16 protein-coding genes are annotated in these 19,835 nt (G+C 75.0%); 11 read left to right on the top strand and 5 right to left on the bottom strand.

Features of this window, described 5'->3' with window-relative positions:
* Positions 1-10 precede the first annotated feature (10 nt).
* Both AC067J_RS22805 and AC067J_RS22800 read left to right on the top strand, forming a co-directional pair.
* Complete coding sequence (locus AC067J_RS22805; protein WP_478301932.1) at positions 11-1,504, top strand: phosphatase PAP2 family protein; 1,494 nt, start codon at positions 11-13, stop codon at positions 1,502-1,504.
* Between the two features lie 115 nt (positions 1,505-1,619).
* Positions 1,620-1,829 (top strand): hypothetical protein, encoded by a 210-nt coding sequence (locus AC067J_RS22800; RefSeq protein WP_329881113.1) that lies wholly within the window; start codon positions 1,620-1,622, stop codon positions 1,827-1,829.
* A gap of 134 nt (positions 1,830-1,963) precedes the next feature.
* Here the strand turns inward: AC067J_RS22800 and AC067J_RS22795 are convergent, their stop codons facing one another.
* Positions 1,964-2,260 carry a hypothetical protein gene (locus tag AC067J_RS22795; protein ID WP_478301930.1) on the bottom strand — a complete coding sequence of 99 codons (297 nt, stop codon included), beginning with the start codon at positions 2,258-2,260 and terminating at the stop codon, positions 1,964-1,966.
* Between the two features lie 692 nt (positions 2,261-2,952).
* On the opposite strand from AC067J_RS22795, the gene fabV reads away from it, so the two are divergent.
* Positions 2,953-4,164 carry an enoyl-[acyl-carrier-protein] reductase FabV gene (gene fabV, locus AC067J_RS22790; RefSeq protein WP_478301928.1) on the top strand — a complete coding sequence of 404 codons (1,212 nt, stop codon included), beginning with the start codon at positions 2,953-2,955 and terminating at the stop codon, positions 4,162-4,164.
* A 193-nt stretch (positions 4,165-4,357) separates the two neighbouring features.
* Here fabV and AC067J_RS22785 read toward each other — a convergent pair whose 3' ends face one another.
* The gene (locus AC067J_RS22785) at positions 4,358-5,626 is read right to left on the bottom strand and encodes a DUF6745 domain-containing protein (protein WP_478301926.1); all 1,269 of its coding nucleotides are present in this window, start codon (positions 5,624-5,626) and stop codon (positions 4,358-4,360) included.
* A gap of 150 nt (positions 5,627-5,776) precedes the next feature.
* Positions 5,777-6,103, bottom strand: a complete 327-nt coding sequence (locus AC067J_RS22780) for a hypothetical protein (RefSeq protein WP_478301924.1) — start codon at positions 6,101-6,103, stop codon at positions 5,777-5,779.
* Between the two features lie 215 nt (positions 6,104-6,318).
* Between AC067J_RS22780 and AC067J_RS22775 the strand changes: the two genes are divergently transcribed.
* The 8 genes from AC067J_RS22775 (at position 6,319) to AC067J_RS22740 (ending at position 17,320) form a co-directional block, all read left to right on the top strand.
* Positions 6,319-7,272, top strand: a complete 954-nt coding sequence (locus AC067J_RS22775) for an STM4015 family protein (protein ID WP_478301923.1) — start codon at positions 6,319-6,321, stop codon at positions 7,270-7,272.
* Positions 7,273-7,378: 106 nt separating this feature from the next.
* Positions 7,379-8,329 carry an STM4015 family protein gene (locus AC067J_RS22770; protein ID WP_478301922.1) on the top strand — a complete coding sequence of 317 codons (951 nt, stop codon included), beginning with the start codon at positions 7,379-7,381 and terminating at the stop codon, positions 8,327-8,329.
* Between the two features lie 139 nt (positions 8,330-8,468).
* On the top strand, positions 8,469-9,623 hold the full coding sequence (locus AC067J_RS22765) for an STM4014 family protein (protein ID WP_478301921.1): 1,155 nt from the start codon (positions 8,469-8,471) through the stop codon (positions 9,621-9,623).
* Positions 9,624-9,736: 113 nt separating this feature from the next.
* The gene (locus AC067J_RS22760) at positions 9,737-10,669 is read left to right on the top strand and encodes an STM4013/SEN3800 family hydrolase (RefSeq protein ID WP_478302187.1); all 933 of its coding nucleotides are present in this window, start codon (positions 9,737-9,739) and stop codon (positions 10,667-10,669) included.
* Complete coding sequence (locus AC067J_RS22755; RefSeq protein ID WP_478301920.1) at positions 10,666-12,060, top strand: STM4012 family radical SAM protein; 1,395 nt, start codon at positions 10,666-10,668, stop codon at positions 12,058-12,060. The genes AC067J_RS22760 and AC067J_RS22755 overlap by 4 nt, the downstream gene beginning before the upstream one ends.
* 164 nt (positions 12,061-12,224) lie before the next feature.
* The gene (locus AC067J_RS22750) at positions 12,225-13,130 is read left to right on the top strand and encodes an STM4011 family radical SAM protein (protein ID WP_478301918.1); all 906 of its coding nucleotides are present in this window, start codon (positions 12,225-12,227) and stop codon (positions 13,128-13,130) included.
* 1,020 nt (positions 13,131-14,150) lie between these two features.
* Positions 14,151-15,446 carry a peptidoglycan-binding protein gene (locus AC067J_RS22745; RefSeq protein WP_478301917.1) on the top strand — a complete coding sequence of 432 codons (1,296 nt, stop codon included), beginning with the start codon at positions 14,151-14,153 and terminating at the stop codon, positions 15,444-15,446.
* A 164-nt stretch (positions 15,447-15,610) separates the two neighbouring features.
* Positions 15,611-17,320: a serine protease gene (locus AC067J_RS22740; RefSeq protein ID WP_478301915.1), complete on the top strand. Its 1,710-nt coding sequence runs from the start codon at positions 15,611-15,613 to the stop codon at positions 17,318-17,320.
* A gap of 58 nt (positions 17,321-17,378) precedes the next feature.
* Here AC067J_RS22740 and pip read toward each other — a convergent pair whose 3' ends face one another.
* Positions 17,379-18,344 (bottom strand): prolyl aminopeptidase, encoded by a 966-nt coding sequence (gene pip, locus AC067J_RS22735; protein WP_478301914.1) that lies wholly within the window; start codon positions 18,342-18,344, stop codon positions 17,379-17,381.
* Between the two features lie 163 nt (positions 18,345-18,507).
* Positions 18,508-19,527 (bottom strand): alpha/beta hydrolase, encoded by a 1,020-nt coding sequence (locus AC067J_RS22730; RefSeq protein WP_478301912.1) that lies wholly within the window; start codon positions 19,525-19,527, stop codon positions 18,508-18,510.
* Positions 19,528-19,835: the final 308 nt, after the last annotated feature.

Here is a 19,835-nt window from a genome sequence, read left to right as displayed (position 1 = left end):
GGCTCACGGGATGAGGCGATTGGACGTACTCGACCAGGCCCTGTTCGCGCGGATCGCCGCGACCCGTCCGCGCGGTGCCGGGCTGCGGACCGCGCCGTGGATGCGCGGATTGAGCCGGGCCGCCGACCACGGCGTGCTCTGGTTCGGCACCGCCGCCGTGCTGGGCGCCGTCGGCGGCCGGGCCGGCCGGCGGGCGGCCCTGCGCGGGGTGGGGTCGCTGGCGCTCGCCTCCACGGTGGCCAACGTCGCCGCCAAGCGGCTGACCCGGCGTCCGCGTCCCCGGCTGGACCCGGTACCGGCGGCCCGGCGGCTGATCCGCCAGCCGATCACCACCTCGTTCCCGTCCGGGCATTCGGCCTCGGCCGCCGCCTTCGCCACGGCGGTCGCGATCGAGTCCCCGACGGCCGCGGCCGTGGTGGTGCCGCTGGCGGCGGCGGTCGGCGCCTCCCGCGTCTACACCGGCGCGCACTACCCGGGTGACGTGCTGGCGGGGTTCGCGCTCGGCTCCGCGGCCGCCGCGCTCACCCTGCGCTGGTGGCCGCGCTCGTCCGACCTGCCGCCGCCCGCGGGCCCGCCGCGCCGCCCGGCGCCCGCGCTGCCCGAGGGAACCGGGCTGTCGGTGGTGGTCAACAGCGGATCCGGTAGCGGCGCCCTGGTCTCCGACGGTCCGGAGGAGACGGCGGCCGCGCTGCTGGCCCTCCTGCCGCGGGCCGACGTGCGGGTCTGCGGGCCCGACGACGACCTTCCCGCGCTGCTCACCGAGGCCGCCGACCGCGCGGCGGCGGCCGGCGGGGCGCTCGGGGTCTGCGGCGGCGACGGCAGCGTCAACCTGGCCGCGGGGCTGGCGGTCGAACGGAACCTTCCGCTGGCGGTGTTCCCCGGCGGCACGCTCAACCACTTCGCGCTCGACCTCGGCATCGACGGGCTGGAGGCGACGGCGGCGGCCGTGGCCGCCGGCACCGCCTGCGGGGTGGACCTCGGCCTGGCCGCCGACGACACCGAGCGGCGGCATTTCCTGAACACCTTCAGCCTCGGCGTCTACCCCGAACTGGTCCGGCTGCGGGAGTCGTTGGAGGGGCGGTTGGGCAAGTGGCCGGCGCTCGCGGTGGCGGTGGTCCGGGTGCTGGCCGTCGCCGAACCGGTCACCGTCCGGGCGGGTGGCCGCAATCGCCGGCTCTGGCTGCTCTTCGCGGGCAACGGCGCGTACGACCCGCCGGGGTTCGCCCCGACCCACCGGACCGGCCTTGCCGACGGGCTGCTGGACATCCGGGTCGTGGACGGCGGCAGCCCGTTCGCCAGGACCAGGCTCGCCGCCGCCTTCCTCTCCGGGACGCTCTCCCGCTCCCGGGTCTACCACTCGGCCCGGCTCACCGCCCTCGACCTCGACGCGCTGGGGGACGCCGACCGGATCGCGGTCGACGGCGAGTCCGTCCCCGCCGCCGGTGCCCTGCGGTTGGCCAAGGCCCGCCAGGCGCTCACCGTGTACCGGCCGGCCGTGGACTGAGGCGGGCCCGCCCCCGACGACACGCAGTTGACCCCATTCGAGTGACATTGCCCCTGGTGCCCGGACCCGAGTCCCTAGTGTTCACAGCACAGTTGGTCTACGAAGGGATACCTCCATGTACCGCACCGTCCGTACCTTCGCCGTGCTCCTCGCCGCCGTCGGCGCCGTCGCCGTTCCCACCCAGGCCTTCGCCGACGGCGGCGACACGGTCACCGTCACCACCATCACCGTCATCGGCACCGGCAACCAGCTGGCCGGCGGCGACATCTACAACACCGGCGGTGACGCCATCATCGGCGCCTTCAACGCCAACAACGTTTCCTGACGCCCCTCACTCCGAAACCCCCGCACCGCCCGTGCCCCCCTTCCGGCGCGGGCGGTGCCGCGTTCGCCGCCACCTCACCCGGCGGGCACGACAGCTCGCGCCGCTGGCCCCGGCCCCCCGGGACCGTCAGCCGCTCAGGCTGCGGGAACCGATTCGCGGAGCCTGCGAAGCGTCCGCAGGGCCTCGCCCCGGTGCTTGGCCGACTTCAGCCACGCGGGCAGGCGCTCCACCAGGCTCATCGTCCCGGGGATCTCGCCCCGCTCCCGCAGGTCCGCGCCGACGTATGCCTCCAGCAGGGCGAGGTGTTCGAGGTTGTACGCCCAGAGCCGCCGGCCCCCGCAGCAGTCCGCGGCGAGCCACAGCGGGAGCCCGAAGTCGGGATCGACCGCCTCGTCGGCCCCGGCGGCGGCCGGCCCCCGCGCCGGCACCACGTCCCTGAACAGTCCGCACGCGCGGCACCGCAGGCGCCGGGCGGCGGCGGGCCCGCGGAGCGAGAGGGCGCAGCCGCCGCAGCCCGGGCAGCGGACGAGCACCTTCGACCCGAACTCGTGGATCCTGGTGCCGGGGTCACGGAAGCGGACGTGATCCTGGTGGGGTGGGGGTGCGGACGGGGATGGGGATGCGGGTGCGGGTGGGGATGGGGGCGGGGGTGCGGTACTCACGGCCCGATGATCCCCGGTCCCGGCGCACCGTGTCACTCCTCGGGGCCGTGGGGCCGCGGCTCGGCACCGGTGGTCGAGCGTGGGGCCTCCCCGGCCTTGCACCGTTCGGCACGCCGGCCCCGGTGGCGAGCCGGCTGCCCCGCCGGGGCGCTGCTCCCCGGCGTCGGCACCCGGCAGGCGATGTGACCGACCGGTTGGAACACCGACAAGAATCCGCGGCGCCTTCTGGCGAAGATCACCATCACCGGCCGGGCCGTGCTCACGGAGGATGTGAGCACGGCCCGTCCGGAACGGGCCACGGGGCATGGACTGCCCTGCCCGGTCACCGCCCCGGAGGGCGCCTCCGGAACCGTCGCCCCGGCGGGGCCGCGGGCCGACGGAACCCGTCGACGTCGTCCGCCGTTGCGTGGCACCACCCACTGCCGCGGCGACCACGATCCCCGCACCCGAAGGACCCCCGAGTGAGCCTCCGCGAGATCAAGCCCGGCAACCGCGGCTACCTCTACGTCAACAGCCATCCGACCGGCTGCAAGGCGGTGGTCGACCTCATGTGGCAGGGGATTCCGGATCCTGCCGACGAGCGGCCCGGCCCGGTCGCCCTCGTCATCGGCTCCAGCGCCGGCTACGGGCTGGCCGCGACCCTGGTCGGCCTGCGCGCCCACCGGATGCGCGGACTCGGCATCGCCTTCGAGGCAGCCGCGACCGAGCGCCGGACCGCCAGTGCGGGCTGGTACCGCACCGCGCGGACCGCCGAACTGGCCGCCGAGGCCGGCGCCGACTTCACCTTCCTCAACGGCGACGCCTTCTCCGACAGCGTCAAGGACGAGGCCGCCGACCAGCTCGCCGCCCGCTTCGGCAAGATCGATCTGCTCGTCTACAGCGTCGCGGCCCCTCGCCGCACGGACCCGCTGACCGGTGAGGTCCACCACTCCGTCATCAAGCCGCTCGGCACCGACTACCGGGCCAAGACGCTCGTGTTCGAGGACGGCGTCCCGCGGACCGGCGAGTTGCACCTCCAGGCCGCGGAGGAGGCCGAGCGCGAAGCGACCGTGCAGGTCATGGGCGGCGCCGACTGGCAGCTGTGGATCGACGCCCTGCAGTCCCGAGGCCTCCTCGCCGACGGCTTCCGGACCGTCGCCCTGTCGTACGTCGGCTCCGACATCACCGCCCCCATCTACCGGGCCGGGACCATCGGGGCCGCCAAGCAGCACCTGGAGGACACCGCCCGCGCCATCAACACCCGGCTCAAGGGCACGGGCCGCGCCCACACCGTCGTCGCCGGGGCGGCCGTCACCCAGGCCTCCACCGCCATCCCGAGCATCGCGCTCTACACCAGCATCCTTCACCGCGTCGCCGGTGACGGCTGGCAGACCACCGTCGACCAGGCAGCGGAGCTGTGGAACCGGCTCGACGGTGACGCCGAACTCGACCTGGACGGCCAGGACCGCATCCGGCTGGACGACTGGGAGATGGACCCCGGGGTCCAGACCGCCGTCCGCGCCACGTGGGACCGGGTCGACGCCGACACCATCGCCACCAGCGCGGACACCGGCTGGTTCCGCGACCAGGTGGGCCGGCTCTACGGCTGGAACGTTCCCGGCGTCGACTACGAGGCGGCAGCCGAGACCGCCGTCCCGTGGCCCGCCTCCCCGTCGTCCGGTGTCCGACGCTGACGCCTGACGCCCGGTGTGGCCTCCGACGTCCGGCATCCGGCATCCGGCCGCTGGTGCCGGACGCCCGGCCTGAGGACACCGGCGAGCGGTTCGCGCCCGAGCCGCCCTGCCGGGGCCGACGACGGGAGCGGCCCGGGCCGGCCCGCCCGGGCCCGGGGCCGACCTCGGTCCGGCCCGGGCGGATCGCCGCCGGTCAGGTCTCCCGCTGCGGGTGGTACTCCGCCTCGGGTATGCCGAAGGTCCAGGCCACCCCGGCCCGGGCGGTTCGGGTGCCGGGCGGGACGCGCAACCAGTACGTCCGGAAGGTGCCGTCGGGCTCGGCGGTCGAGTTGACCACCTCCACCATCACCACCGGCTCGTCGTCCGGCAGCTGGATCCGCCAGAGCACCCCGGTCTCGTCACGGTGCAGCGGCTCGGCACCGGAGTCCGCGAGGTACCGCTCGTACCCGTAGTGCTCCAGCAGGACGCGGCGCAGCTCGGCGTTCTCCTCGGTGCGGATCCGCTCGACGGTGACGGAGCCGAGGCCGTCCAGGAACTCCGCCGGGACGGGCATTCCGCGCCAGGCGTGCAGGGCGAAGCCGTCGGCGTACTCGACGGCGGGCCCGTCGGCCCGGTCCAGCCGGCCGGCCTCGTCGCGGTGCAGCGCGATCGGCCGTTCGCTGATCAGCGCCACGCCCTCGTACGGCCACCACCAGCCGGCGCCGCGCGCGACCTCCGCCAGCGCGGCGATCGCACCGCCGGCGCCGCCCTGCTCCGGCCCGGTGTGCCGGTCCGTCTCGCCGTGCTGGTCCGGAGCGGCCTCCTGCGTTCCGTCACGGTCCTCCGCGCCGGCCCCCTCCGGCGCAGCGGCGGGAGCGACCTGAGCGGTCGGGCCCGCTCCCAGGACTCCGGCTGCCTCGAAGGCCGCGAACCACGGCGCGTCGTGCTGGCCCCGCACGGCCTCCAGCAGCGTGAGCCGGACGGCGGTGCGACGCACCAGCGCCGCATCGACCACCTCGTCCGGGTCCTCCTCGACGTCGGGCTCGGGGGCGAGCCGGTCGAGCACGGCATTGCGGATCCGGTCGGCCAGCGCGTTGGTCACCGGGCCGAGTTCACCGCCGGTCAGCGCCCAGAGCGGCGCCCAGCCGGTCGCGCCGACCCGTTCGACCGCCTGGCCCCGGACGGCTTCCCACGGCCTGGTCCGCACCGTCTCGCGGACGGCGACCGCACCGGCCTCGTGCAGCTCCAGCGCCGCCTCCGCCGCCGCCAGCGGCGAGCCGAACCACCGGATGTCGACCGGCTCCGTGAGCCCCACCGCCCGGTAGGCGGCACGCACGGCGTGCTCGACCGCGCCCCGGTCGGCCGGTTCCGTGGCGGCTGCGGCCGCCGCGGCCGCCCGCCAGCGGGCCGTCACCTCGGCAGGCCCCGCCGTCCGACGGGCCGCTGCCGCCTGCTCCGACTCCACCGCTTCTGCCGTCGTCATCACACACTCCGATCCCGGCCGGGCGCCCCACCCGGCCGCCCCGCATCCGTTCCGTACTGTCTTCAAGTTCCGTTCGGCACCGTGTGCCCCGGGCACCGGCGGCCCGGCCGGTCACCGGTACCGGCTCGCCCGGCACCCGCCCGGCCGGCGTCAGTCCGCGACGACGCGGACCGCTCCCGGCACGTACTCGCGCTGGCGGACCACCCGGTACCAGCCCTTGGGCAGGGGTATCGCCGCGTGCTCCTCGTGCACCACCCGCCCGCCCTCGGCGAGGTGCAGCCAGGCCGCGCCGAACGGCCCCGACTCACGCCGCAGCTCGCCCGGGCCGACCACGGCGTGGGCGTGGCCGGTCACCTCGCCCAGCGCGAGGACCAGCCGGCCCCGCGCGTCCCGGGGCTGCGCCGCCAGCGAGCCCACCCGGGCCGGCACCGCGGACTCCTCCACCGGCACCATCAACACGTCACCCTGGCGGTACATCAGTCCTCCCGACCGATTCGACGGACCATCGGAATCCCACGTCCCGGACCATAGGGCAGGGGTCTGACAACGGCCCGGACGGGCGGGGGCACCGGGTTCCGGCGGGCCGGACGGCACCGCCGGGTGACGCGCCCGGCATCCGACCCGGCCGCCGGATTGTCGGACCCGGCTGGTAGACACTTGTTCGGCCCGCACCGACGCACCAGGAGCAGCGCATGACGGTCAACAAGCACATCGAGGAGTTCCACGGCCTGCCGGTCTTCGACTTCGTCGCGGCCGCGGGCGAGGGCGTCGAGCTGCCGGAGCCGGCCGCGGTGGCCTGGAAGATCGCCGTCGAGTACGACTCCCCCCTGGGCTGGCCCGCGCGCTGGCAGGAGTTCCTCGACGCCGTCGACACCGCCCGGGTCACCGCCGTGGTGGTCGGCGAGTGGTCGCAGGACGGGCCGGAGAGCTTCGCCGGGCCGCTGGCCGCGATCACCGGCGCCGCCGACCGGCTGCCGGCGCTGCGCGGTCTGTTCATCGGGGACATCACGTACGAGGAGAACGAGATCTCCTGGATCGACATGGTCGACGTCACGCCGGTCCTGACGACGTTCCCGCTGCTCACCGAGCTGGTGGTGCGCGGCGCGTCCGCGGAGTCCGTCGACGGCGACGGCGTGTCCCTGCAGCCCGTGCGCCACGACCGGCTGCGGGCGCTGCGCTTCGAGTCGGGCGGGCTCCCGGTCGCCGTGCCGCGGGCGGTGGCGGCGAGCGAGCTGCCCGCGCTGGAGCGGCTGGAGTTCTGGCTCGGCGTCGCGGGTTACGGCGGCGACACCACGCTCGACGACCTGACGCCGTTCCTCGACGGCGCCCGGTTCCCGGCGCTGCGCCACCTCGGCCTCCAGAACAGCGAGATCCAGGACGAGATCGCCGCCGCCGTCGCCCACGCCCCCGTGGTGGCCCGGCTGGAGTCGCTCGACCTCTCCATGGGCGTGCTCACCGACCAGGGCGCGTCGGCGCTGCTGGAGGGCCAGCCGCTCACCCACCTCAAGTCGCTCGACCTGCACCACCACTACCTGACGGACGCGATGCAGCAGCGGCTGCGCGAGGCCCTGTCCGGGGTGGCGGTCGACCTCTCCGAGGCCGGCAAGCCCGACGACCGGTGGCGCTACGTCGCGGTCTCCGAGTAGCCCTCCCCGACCGGTGCGGCGGCCGGAGCCCCGGCCCGGGAGCCCGGAGGCCCGCCGCCCACCTCCTGTCGTCACCATCCGTCAGCCACGCACCCCAGGGGGCACCATGTTCATCACGAGGACCGAAGAGCGCTTCCACGGTCTGCCCGTGGTCCGCTTCTCCACCGGCCAGGACGGCACGGACTCCCCGACGGAGCCGGCGGACCTGCCGGAGCCCGGCACCGTCGCGTGGCGGCTGTCCGTGGAGTACGGCTCGGCGGCCGACTTCGACGCGCTCTGGGCGAACTTCCTGGCCACCGTCGACCCGGGCACCGTCCGGGCACTGCTCATCGGCGCGTGGTGGGCGGACGACTACACCCCGGTGGAGAGCACGCTCGCGACGATCGTCGGCGACGCCGCGCGGCTCACCGCGCTGGAGGCGCTGTTCATCGCCGACGTCACGTACGAGGACTGCGAGATCTCCTGGTTGCAGATGTCGGACATCACCCCGGTGGTGACGGCGTTCCCGCGGCTGACCGAGCTGGTGGTGCGCGGCGGCGGCGGTCTGCGGCTCAGCCCCGTCCGGCACGACCGGCTGGCGGACCTGCGGTTCGAGGCCGGCGGCCTGCCGGCCGAGCTGGTGCGGGGCGTCGCGGCGAGCGAGCTGCCCGCCCTGGAGAGCCTGGAACTGTGGCTCGGTGTCGACGAGTACGGCGGCAGTTCCGACCTCGACGACCTGGCACCGTTCCTCGACGGCGCCCGGTTCCCGGCACTGCGCCACCTCGGCCTCCAGAACAGCGAGATCCAGGACGAGATCGCCGCCGCCGTCGCCCACGCCCCCGTGGTGGCCCAGTTGAGGACGCTCGGCCTCTCCATGGGCACACTGACCGACGAGGGTGCCACCGCGCTGCTGGAGGGTCAGCCGCTCACCCACCTCAAGTCGCTCGACCTGCACCACCACTACCTCACCGAGGCGATGCAGCAGCGGCTGCGCGACTCCTTGCCCGGGGTCGCGGTCGACCTCTCCGATCCGGAGGACCCGGACGAGGAGTGGCGCTACGTCGCGGTGGCCGAGTAGGCGCGTGACGATGCGGACGACTCCCCACGGCGGGATCCCGGTTCCGGTTCCGACCCCGGCTCCGGTTCCGGTTCTGATGCCGCCCCCACCCTCGGCTCAGGCAGCGGCCACGGACGCCGCGGCGCCGGGTGCCCGGCGGGTGCCCGCGCGGGCAGCTCACCGGCTCCCGCCGTCCGGGCGGCTGACCGTGCTCGGCAACCCGGGCCACCGCCGGGTGACGCTGTTCGCGGCCGCCGCTCGGGCCGCCGGGCTGCCGGAACCCGCCGTACTGCCCTGGCTCGACGTGCTGCGCGGCGCGTACCGGCTGCCCGAGGGCAGCCTGCTGCGGATCGAGTCGCCGGGCGAGGACGAGGCGGTGGACGCGCTGCTGCGCGGCCCGGCTCTCGGCGACGGCTACGCGCCGACCCGGGTCGAGGGCGGGGCGGCCTGGTACGCGGGGGTGACGGCCGCGCTGCGCGCGCTGGCGCGGACGCCGGGCGTCCGTCTGCTCGGAGACCCCGAGGAGATCGCCGTGATGTTCGACAAACGGCAGGCGCACGCGCGGCTGGCCGCGGCCGGCGTTCCGGTGCCCCGTGCCCTCGACGGGGCCGCCGTCACCGGCTGGGAGGACCTGCGCGAGCGGCTGGGCGGAGCCGGACTGCGCCGGGTCTTCGTCAAGTCGGCCCACGGCTCCTCCGCCTCGGGAGTGGTGGCGCTGGAGTTCGGGCCGCGCGGGCAGCTGCAGGCCACCACCTCGGTGGAAGTCGCCGACGGGCAGCTGCACAACTCGCTACGGGTCCGCCGGTACCGGGACGAGCGGCAGGTGGCCGACCTGATCGACCGGCTCGCGCCGGACGGGCTGCACGTCGAGCAGTGGGTCCCGAAGGCCGCGCAGTCGGGCCGCTCCGCCGACCTGCGGGTCGTCGTGGTCGCCGGGCGGGCCACCCATGCGGTGGTCCGCACCAGCCCCCAGCCGATGACCAATCTGCACCTCGGCGGCGCCCGCGGCAGCCTGGCACTGGCCGCGGAGGCCGCCGGTCCGGCCTGGCCCGCCCTCCTGGAGACGGCGGAACGGGCGGCCGGGTGCTTCCCGAACTCGCCGACGGTCGGTGTCGACGTGCTCCCGGTCAGCGGCTGGCGGCGGGCCCTGGTCGGCGAGGTGAACGCCTTCGGTGACCTGCTGCCCAACCTCACCGGTCTGCCCGGCGGTCCGGCCGAGGGCCTGGACACCTACGCCGCCCAGCTCACCGCCCTCCTCCCGCCCGGCCCCGGGCCGGAGCCGACGAACCACCCAGGTACGGAACAGCACCGATGAACCACCCGACCAGCCCGACCAGTCCGACCAGCCCCGCCGACCCGCCCCGCACCCCCGCCTCCTCCGCGCCCACTCCCCCGCCCGCTCCGGAGGGCGCCCTCGCCGGTCCCGACATGAACGCCGTCGTCGGCAGCCACGACCTGCTCCTCGTCACCCTGGACACCCTGCGGTTCGACGTCGCCGAGGAGTTGGCCGCCGCCGGCCGGCTCCCGAACCTGGCCGCCCACCTCCCCGGCGGGCGCTGGGAGCGGCGGCACTCCCCCGGCAGCTTCACCTACGCCGCCCACCAGGCGATCCTGGCCGGGTTCCTGCCGACCCCGGCCTCGCCGGGCGGGCCGCACCCGCGCCTGTTCGCCGCCCGGTTCGCCGGCTCGGAGAGCACCGCGCCGCGCACCTGGGTGTTCGACGCCGCCGATCTTCCCGGCGCTCTGGGCGCCGCCGGGTACCGGACGGTCTGCATCGGCGGTGTCGGCTTCTTCAACAAGCAGGGGCCGCTGGGGTCGGTGCTGCCCGGCCTCTTCCAGGAGAGCCACTGGGCCCCGGAGATGGGCGTGCCCTCCCCCACCTCCTTCGAGGCGCAGGTCGCCCGCGCCGAACAGGTGACCTCCGAACAGCCCGCCGACCGGCCGCTCTTCCTCTTCGTCAACGTCGCGGCGCTGCACCAGCCGAACTGGTTCCACCTGCCCGGAGCGACCCGCGAGCACGGCGACAGCCGCGAGAGCCACGCCGCCGCCCTGGAGTACGTGGACGCCCACATCGGCCGACTCTTCGCCGCGATGAGCGCACGCCGGCCCTGCTTCGCGATCGTCTGTTCCGACCACGGCACGGCCTACGGCGAGGACGGCTACACCGGGCACCGGATCGGCCACGAGGTGGTCTGGACGGTCCCGTACGCCCACTTCACGCTCCCCACGACCGCCACGGCACCCGCACCCGCACCCGCACCCGCACCCGCCGGAAACGCCGCTGCCGGGAGCACCAGCGCCGGGAGCAGCGCCGCCGGGAACGCCACCATCGACGACGCCGCCGCCGAGGAGACCGCATGACCACCGCCCCCGCCCGGCCGGCCGGACCGTCGACCCCGGCACACCCCGCGGAGCCGGCGAGTCCGCCGGCACCCGGCTCCCCCTACCAGTCCTACGTCTACGCCTACCCGCACAAGACCGCGTACCGCCCGCTGCCGGACCGCCCCACCCTGCGCGACCTGTGGACCGGCGAGCGGCAGCACGCGCTCTCGCTCTACCTCCACATCCCGTTCTGCGAGGTGCGGTGCGGCTTCTGCAACCTCTTCACCCGGATCGGCAGCCCGGACGGCCTGACCACCGCCTACCTGGACGCCCTCGACCGCCAGGCCACCGCCGTCCGCGCGGCACTCGACGACGGCGCCCGCTTCGCACTGGCCGCGTTCGGCGGCGGCACCCCCACCTACCTGAGCGCGGCCGAACTGGAGCGGCTCTGCGACATCGCCGAGCACCGGATGGGCGCCGACCTGCGGGCGATACCGCTCTCGGTGGAGGCCTCCCCCGCGACGGCCACCGCCGACCGCCTGGAGGTACTCGCCGCCCGGGGCACCACCCGGCTGAGCCTGGGCGTGCAGTCCTTCGTCGACGCCGAGGCCCGCTCCGCGGTCCGCCCGCAGAAGCGCGCGGACGTCGAAGCCGCCCTCGGGCGGATCCGCGCCGCCGGATTCCCGGTCCTCAACATCGACCTCATCTACGGCATCGACGGCCAGACCGAGGCCGGCTGGCTCCATTCGCTGGACGCCGCGCTCGCCTGGCAACCCGAGGAGCTGTACCTCTACCCGCTCTACGTCCGCCCGCTGACCGGCCTGGCCCGGCGGGCGGAGCCGGAGAGCACGGCCGCGTGGGACTCCCGGCGGCTCGCGCTCTACCGGGCCGGCCGCGACCACCTGCTGGACCACGGCTACGAGCAGGTGTCGATGCGGATGTTCCGCCGCGCCGCGTCCCCCCAGGCCGGCAGCGGCGAGTACGCCTGCCAGACCGACGGCATGGTCGGTCTCGGCTGCGGAGCGCGCTCCTACACCTCCCGGCTGCACTACTCCTTCGACTACGCGGTCGACGCCACCGAGGTCCGCCGCATCATCGACGACTACGTGGCCACCGAGGAGTTCCGGCACGCCGTGGTCGGCCGGGCGATGACGCCGGACGAGGCACGACGACGGCACCTCGTGCAGTCGCTGCTCCAGGCCGACGGCCTGCCGGTGGCCGAGTACCGGGCCCGGTTCGGCAGCACGCCCGCCGAGGACTTCCCGGCCGAGCTGGCCGCGTTCGAGACCCACGGCTGGCTCGCGCCCGGCACGGACGCCCTCGGCCGGCTGGCGCTCTCCCCCGAGGGCCTGGCGCACTCGGACGCGGTCGGGCCGATGCTGTTCTCGCCCGAGGTCCGCACGCTGATGGCCGAGTACGAGGCGAAATGACCTTCCTCGGCATGCCCTCCGCCCGGCCCGCCCCCGAGGGCCCCACGGCCCCGGCGGCCAGCCCTGCCCCGCCTGTCCACACCAACCAGCCTGTCCCCACGGCCCTGGTTGTCCCCACGGCTCCGGCTGTGCGCACGGCCCCGGCTGTCCCCACGGCCCCGGTTGTGCGCACGGCCCCGGCGGCTTCCGCCGAACCGGACAGCGGGCCGGGCACCGGGCTCGACCTCAGCCTCCTCTACCGCGGCCCGCTGTCCTCCTGCGACTACGACTGCCCCTACTGCCCGTTCGCGAAGCGGCGCGACACGCCCGAGCAACTACGAGCCGACCGGGCCGCGTTGGAGCGTTTCAGCACCTGGGCGACCGACCGGGCCGGTACCGGCGACACGCTCTCGGTGCTGTTCACCCCCTGGGGCGAGGGCCTCGTCCGGTCCTGGTACCGCCGGACGCTGGTCGAGCTGAGCCGGCTGCCGCACGTCCGCCGGGTCGCGATCCAGACCAACCTCAGCTGCCGCACCGGCTGGCTGGCCGAGGCCGACCTCGCCACCCTGGCGCTCTGGGTCACCTACCACCCCGGGCAGATCACCCACGACCGATTCCTCTCCAAGTGCCGCGAACTGGACGCCCTGGGAGTGCGCTACAGCGTCGGCGTCGTCGGGCAGCCCGAACACCTGGAGGCGGCCCGGCGGCTGCGCGCCAAGCTGTCGCCCTCCGTCTACCTCTGGATCAACGCCGCCGAGGGCCTGACCTACAGCGACGCCGAAGCCTCCCGCTGGGCCGCCCTCGACCCGCACTTCGGCTACAGCCGGCACGCCCACCCCAGCGCCGGCCGCCCCTGCCGCACCGGCGAGTCCGTCCTCTCGGTGGACGGCGACGGGACCGTCCGCCGCTGCCACTTCGTCCGCGAGGAGCTCGGCAACCTCTACGACGGCTCCTACCGGGCCCGGCTCGCGCCGCGCGCCTGCCCCCTCCCGGTCTGCGACTGCCACATCGGCTACGTGCACCTGGAGACCCTTCCGCTGTACGACGTGTTCGCGGGCGGCGTCCTGGAACGCGTGCCGCACGGCTGGTGACCACGGACCGGCACCCGGGGTTCGAGCCGGTCCGGACCGGCGCCCCGCAGCGCGCCGGGGCCGTCGGTCACGGCGCCATCGGTCACGGCGCCATCGGACCCGGACCGCGCCGGCGGCTCCGGTCCAACGAGGGCGTGCCCTTCGCATCACGCCGGACGGTCACCGGCGGCACGCGCACGCCCTCAGCCTCCGGCCGGAAGGCACCTCCGCCACCTGGACTCCGCCCTCGACACCGCCGATGAGGCACACACCCACGGGACACCTCCGGCCGGAGGCCGGGGAGGACGCCCGCTGATCCGACGCGCTCCGGAAGAGACGCCCTGACCTCCGCGTCCCGGTCGGGGCCGCTGGAGTCGAGTGATCGTCGGTTCCGTGGCGACGGGGTTCCGCGGCACCAGGGTTGTTGTCGCAGGGGGCACGGCCGTCAGGCTGCGGTCGACGGGGCGCGGTCGACGGGGCGTGGTCGACGGGGCGTGGTCGATGACTTCGCAGGCGGCCGAGAGCAAACGAGTCGATTCGGACAGCACGGGCTGACGCACCGTCAATTCAGCGCCCGGCAAGCGCGTTCAATCGTCTCAAGACCGATCTGACGATGTCTCACCGAGCAGGTCTGCGGCCTGAGACGCGCCGCGCAGTCTCAAAGATCCGAACACCTCTCGACCCGTGGTTCACCGCCGGGTCAGAGTTGTCGCCGTCGGGCGGCGAAGCGGCCGGACGGAAGCCACCGGCACCCGTCCGTACGGACGACGAGTACGGACGGACCCGCGCGGCGAACCGACCGGCACCGCACGCGACCGCACCGCGCCCCGTCCGGCGCGCCCTCGGACCGTACCGCCGGAGCGCCGTAGCGCCGTACCGCCGGCCCGAGAGCCTCCGCCGCCCGGCGGCCGGTGGCCCCTCGGTGCCGCCCCGAACCACCCCAGGCCGTGGCGCCGCCGACCGGTGCACACGTCACGTCCACGTCCACGCCCACCGTCCCGGGCTTCCCGGGAGAACCAGCACGAGAACGAGAGGTATCCCATGTCCGCAGCGACCCTCCGCCCACCCACCCGTGCTCCCGGTGCCCGCCTCACATCGCCGGCGCTGGCGCTGGCAGTGCTCCTCTTCGGTCTGCTGCTCGGCCCCACCGCGGGGCAGGCCCACGCGGTGGACGTCCGGCTGCTCCAGCGCGACCTCGCGGGGCTCAGCTACGCCCCGCTCAGCGGCGTCGACGGCGTCTACGGTCCGCAGACCAGGGACTCGGTGCGGCACTTCCAGCGCGACAACGGCCTGGCCGTGGACGGCGACGCCGGGACGAACACGATGACCGCGCTGATCGCGAAGGTGAAGCAGGTCCAGGCCAAGGCGGGCGTCTCCGCCGACGGCGACTACGGACCCGCCACCATCGGCGCGGTGCGCAGCTACCAGAGCGCCCGCCACCTGGACGTGGACGGCATCGCCGGCCCGCAGACCATGGGCGCGATGAACATCGACCGCATCACCTCCAGCGGCACCGGCAGCAACAGCGACACCCGGCTGCTCCAGCGCAACCTGGCCGGCCTCGGCTATCTGGGCGAGGGCGGTGTGGACGGCGTCTACGGCCCGGCCAGCAAGAACGCGGTGCTCTCGTTCCAGAGCGACAACGGCCTGGAGGTCGACGGCATCGCCGGGCCGCTGACCGACGCGGCGCTGACCGCGAAGGTGAAGCAGGTGCAGGGCAAGGCGAACACGCCGGCCGACGGCGACTACGGACCCGCCACCATCAGCGCGGTGCGCGGCTACCAGAGCTCCCACAACCTGGAGGTCGACGGCATCGCCGGCCCGCGGACCATGGCGTCGATGGGCATCGCCCGCGAGCTCGGCGGCGGCAGCCCGGGCGGAGAGAGCGGCGGCACCCCCACCGTTCCCCCGCTGGACGGCAGTGTTCGCGACAAGATCGTCCAGGCGGCCCGTTCCCAGCTCGGCGTGCACGAGTGGGGCAACAACTGCAACCCGTACGGCCCGTGCGAGGCCTGGTGCGCCCTGTTCGCCAGCTGGGCGTGGCGGCAGGCCGGCGTCAACTTCAGCACCGCCTTCAGCGGGGACTTCTACTACTACGGCCGCAACCACGGCACCCTGCACAGCGGTCTGAGCAACCCGCAGCCCGGTGACGCCATCGTCTTCGGCTCCGGTCCGCAGAACACCAGCACGAGCGTCCACGTCGGCCTCATCGAGAAGGCCTACGCGGACGGCACCGTCGACACCATCGAGGGCAACTCCAGCGACCAGGTGATCCGCCGCCACTTCTCCCCGGCGGCCCGCGGCGCGTACGCCATCGTCTCCCCCGCCGGGGGCTGACCGGCGCGGTTCGCCGCCCTGCCCCCGGACGCCGCCGACGCCCGGGGGCAGGGCGCCGTCCACGGCGGCGCCGTGCCGCCGCTTCGTCGCACCCGACCCCGCGTACCGGGCGGGCAGTGGTCCGGATCACAGGAACTCCGGTGTCCGTGCGGCCAGGTCAGGGCATGAACACTGCTCCCACACCCCGCCGCACCGTCCTCCGGACCCTGACCGTCGCGGTCGCCCTGGTGGGCGGCGTGACACCCGTCTCCGGCTCCGCGGCCTTCGCCGCCGGGCCGGAGACGTACACGCTGACGATCAGGCACCTCGACCGCGCGGGCGACGTGCCGGCGAAGTACCGGACCTCCGTCACCGGCATCTCCGGCCCCGGCGCCGACCGGGCGGAGCGGCCGTACGACCCCTCCGGCGTCACCACCGTGCGGCTGCCCAAGGGCCGGTACCTGCTGGAGAGCACCCTCTACACCGACCGGGCGGCGGACGGCAGCGACTGGATCGTCCAGCCCCGGCTCGACCTCGACCGCGACACCACCGTCACCGTCGACGCGCGGACCACCGCCCCCGTCGACCTCACGCCCCCCGACGGCTCCGCGACGTTCCTGAACAGCGGGATGTTCATCGAGGTCACGCACGGGGGCGCCACCAGGATGACGAGCATCGTCAAGGCGACGCCGACCCTGCGCACCGCCCACCTGGGGCCCGAGGCCGAGGCCGGGTCGGTGAAGCAGTGGTACGACTCCTACTGGAAGACCGGCACCGGCGGCTACGCCCTCGGCCGGACCTTCTCCGGCTCCCGGGTGCTGACCGGGCTCACCCACCACTACACCGCGCAGGAGCTGGCCACCCTGGAACTCCGCGGCGGCACCCGCCCGGGGGCGGGCGGAGGCGAGGCGGGTGGAGGCGAGGCAGGCGCAGGCGAGGCAGGCGCAGGCGAGGCAGGCGCAGGCGAGGCGGGCGGAGGCGAGGCAGGCGCAGGCGAGGCGGCGGCGACCGGGCCGGGGCGCGGGGGCGCGACCGTCGACCTGTCACCGACCCTCGGGGCGGCCGCCGGGCCGAGCGTCGGTGCCTCCTGGTCACTGCCGCCGTCGGGGACCGCCACCCTGTTCGTCACGCCCCAGCGCGGCACCTGGGACGTCGTCTACAAGGCCCCCGAGACCCCCGGGGCGCGCCCGAACCGCTACTTCGACGACGGCATCGCCGTCCGGGCCGGGGCCACGACCACCCGCACCTTCGACAGCCCGGTGTTCGGGCCCGCGCTCACCGGCCGCGCCGGGGTCGAACGCGACGGAGACACCCTCACCGCGCACCTCCCGCTGCTCGCCGACGGCGACGGCCACGTGCCGACGACACCGTCCTTCGACACGGCCCACACCGCGCTGTACCGCGACGGCGTGCTGATCGGCGCCCGGTCCGGCGCGGACGGGGCGGCCGGGCGCGCGGCGTTCACCGTGCCCGCGGCCCCGGGCTCGTACCGGCTGGCCGCCACGGTGACCCGCAGGGGCGCGACCGGCGCGACCACCAGGGTGAACGCGTCGTGGACCTTCCAGTCGGCCAAGTCGGCCGAGCCGGCCCCCGTGCCGGTGAGCGTCGTCCGGTTCGCTCCCGGGCTGGGCGCGGCCGGCACCGCGGCGGCCGGGAGCCGGATCCGGGTGCCGGTGACCGTGCAGGGCGCCGCCGCGGACGGCCGCGTCCGCTCGCTGACGGTCTCGATGTCCGCCGACGGCGGCCGCTCGTGGACCGCGCTCCCGGTCGACGCGGGCGCCGTCACGGTGCAGAACCCGGCGGCGGGCACCGCGGTCTCGCTGCGCGCCGAGCTGACCGACACCGACGGCAACACCCTCGACCAGACCCTCGTCGACGCCTACCGCACCGAGTGACCCGGGGAGCGGCCGGCGCTGTCCCCGTCGCGGCGCCGGACCGCGCCGGCGCCCCGGCCTAGCGGCCCCGGCCCGCGAACCGGCTGACGGCCTCGCGCACGTACCGGACCTTGGTCTCGCTGTCGAGGTGCCCGGCGTCCTCGGCGACCAGCAGTTCGGCGTCCGGCCAGGCCCGGGCCAGCTCCCAGACCGTCCCGAGCGGGCCGTTCATGTCCATCCGGCCGTGCACCAGCACCCCGGGGATGCCCGCCAGCCGGCCGGCGTCGCGGACGAGGTCGCGGTCCTCCAGGAACAGGCCCTGGGAGAAGTAGTGCGCGCAGATCCGGACCACGGCCAGCCGGGTCTCCGCGGGGAGGGTGGTGAACACCCCGGACTTCCCCTGGGGCTCGCCGGACAGCAGCGCGTCCTCCCAGGCGGACCAGTCCATGGCCGCCTTCTCCCTGACCGCGGGGTCGGGGTCCTCCATGAGCCGGGCGTAGGCCCCGAGGACGTCGCCGTCGTGCGGGGTGCCCGGCGCCCCGGCCAGGAACCGCTCCCACGCCTCCGGGTAGAACCGTCCGGCTCCCCGGTACAGCCAGTCGATGTCGCTGCGGCGGCCGCCGAAGACGGAGACCAGGATGAGCTCGGACACCCGCTCCGGGTGCTGCTCGGCATAGGCCAGGCTGAGGGCGGAGCCCCAGGAGTAGCCGTACAGCAGCCAGCGCTCGATGCCCAGGTGCTCGCGCAGCCGCTCCATGTCGGCGATCAGGTGCCGAGTCGTGTTGTGCCGCATGTCGGTGGCGGGGTCGGCTGCGTGCGGGGTGCTGCTGCCGCAGCCGCGCTGGTCGAACAGGACCAACTGGTAGCCCGCCCGGTCGAATCCCCGGTACCCGCCGCGGTGGAATCCCCCGCCCGGGCCGCCGTGCACGACGACCGCGGGCTTGCCGCCGGGGGTGCCACGGACCTGCCAGTACACCTGGTTGCCGTCGCCTACGTCGAGCATGCCCTCGTCGTAGGGCTGGGGTGCCGTATCCGGCTGGACCACGTCCACTCCTTCGGTGGGGTCGGTGTTGCACGCGGGGGTGGCGGGCCCACGCCCGGCGCCGGGGCCTGGTGACGGGCCCGGCGCCGGGGCCTGATGACGGGGCGTGGTGACGGGGCCTGACGGGCCCGAGGACTCAGCGGAGCGGGCCGCTGCCCGCTTCGGACTACGTGAGGATGCGCTGGAGCCAGCGGAAACGGGCGTTGCGGGCGTCCCCGCTGAGGGCCGCCTGCGGTGCGAGGGTGTCGAAACCGTGGAACGCCCCTGGCCACACGTGGAGTTCGGCCTGGCCACCGGCCCGCCAGATCGCATCGGCGTAGGCGACGCCCTCGTCCCTGAAGGTCTCGGCCGACCCGACGTCGATGTACGCCGGGGGCAGTCCGGACAGGTCGGTGGCACGCGCGGGAGCCGCGTAGGGCGGCAGGTCGGCGGCGGCGCACCGGTCGCCCAGGAGCGCCTGCCACCCGGTGGCGTTGGAGGTCCGGTCCCAGGTGTCGACGCCGGCCAGCTGGTGACTGGAGAAGGTGCTGTTGCGGTCGTCGAGCATCGGGCAGAGGAGCAGTTGCCCGATCGGTGCGGGACCGCCCCGGTCGCGGGTGAGCAGGGCGAGCGCTGCGGCGAGGCCGCCGCCTGCGCTCTTCCCCCCGATGACGATGCGGTCGGCGTCGATGCGCAGTTCGGCCGCGTGGGCGGCTACCCGGACGAGCCCGGCGTAGCAGTCCTCCACCGGTCCTGGGTAAGGCGTGTGCGGCGCCAACCGGTACTCGACGGAGACGACGGCCAGTTCCAGTGCGAGAGCCCATTCACGCAGCAACTGCGGAAGGACCGACCACGCATTGCCCATGATCATTCCGCCGCCGTGCATGTAGTACAGCAGCGGCAACGGCCCGGCGACCCCGGCGGGCCGCGCACTCACGAGCGTGACGTCCGGCCCGCCCGGCGGTCCCGGGACCCGCAGCTCCTCCACCTCGAAGCGGCCCTCGGCGCCGAGCTCCCGGACCGTCGGCCTCGGCCGGTTCGCCGTGTCCCACGCCTGCCGGTCGGCGAGGTTCTCCGGCGTGACCGGATCCCTGGCGGCATCTCCCAAAGCGGCCAGTGCCACGCTCAGTTCGGGGTCGAAGGGGGGCGCACCGCCCGCCGTCGCGACGACCGGGCCCGGCTCCGCCGCCATGTCACCGCTGCTCATGACAGGCACTCCCGTCGAGCGGGAACGTCCCTGCCGGCGTCCCGGCCGCAACGACTCGTCGGTATGTCCGTGGATCCGGGCAAAGCTCGCGCGGGGTACATGCAGTGCAGTCAACCACCTGCCGGGCAGCCGCCGCAGCGCCTCGGCCGAGCCGCGCTATCGCATCCGGTGCAACACCCGTGCTTGGTGCGCTGCGGGTCCTGGCGCTGTCCGGATGGGTTGCTTCGCAGCCGGAATGGCGTGCCGAGCATGTGCGGCGCAGTCGGTCGGTCGGCTGCCGGGGAGCGGACGCTGCCGGTCGGCCGACG

Source organism: Kitasatospora sp. NPDC042419, assembly GCF_056437345.1.
Note: the sequence above shows the minus strand (reverse complement) of the source record. Positions and strands in the feature narration are given on the sequence as shown.

Excerpts from the sequence above, each read along its gene's own strand:
- AC067J_RS22785 (WP_478301926.1), bottom strand. The coding sequence starts at position 5,626 with ATGACGACGGCAGAAGCGGTGGAGTCGGAGCAGGCGGCAGCGGCCCGT.
- AC067J_RS22740 (WP_478301915.1), top strand. The coding sequence starts at position 15,611 with ATGAACACTGCTCCCACACCCCGCCGCACCGTCCTCCGGACCCTGACC.
- AC067J_RS22755 (WP_478301920.1), top strand. The coding sequence starts at position 10,666 with ATGACCACCGCCCCCGCCCGGCCGGCCGGACCGTCGACCCCGGCACAC.
- AC067J_RS22805 (WP_478301932.1), top strand. The coding sequence starts at position 11 with ATGAGGCGATTGGACGTACTCGACCAGGCCCTGTTCGCGCGGATCGCC.
- AC067J_RS22745 (WP_478301917.1), top strand. The coding sequence starts at position 14,151 with ATGTCCGCAGCGACCCTCCGCCCACCCACCCGTGCTCCCGGTGCCCGC.
- AC067J_RS22780 (WP_478301924.1), bottom strand. The coding sequence starts at position 6,103 with ATGTACCGCCAGGGTGACGTGTTGATGGTGCCGGTGGAGGAGTCCGCG.
- AC067J_RS22770 (WP_478301922.1), top strand. The coding sequence starts at position 7,379 with ATGTTCATCACGAGGACCGAAGAGCGCTTCCACGGTCTGCCCGTGGTC.
- AC067J_RS22800 (WP_329881113.1), top strand. The coding sequence starts at position 1,620 with ATGTACCGCACCGTCCGTACCTTCGCCGTGCTCCTCGCCGCCGTCGGC.
- AC067J_RS22730 (WP_478301912.1), bottom strand. The coding sequence starts at position 19,527 with ATGAGCAGCGGTGACATGGCGGCGGAGCCGGGCCCGGTCGTCGCGACG.
- AC067J_RS22775 (WP_478301923.1), top strand. The coding sequence starts at position 6,319 with ATGACGGTCAACAAGCACATCGAGGAGTTCCACGGCCTGCCGGTCTTC.
- AC067J_RS22760 (WP_478302187.1), top strand. The coding sequence starts at position 9,737 with ATGAACGCCGTCGTCGGCAGCCACGACCTGCTCCTCGTCACCCTGGAC.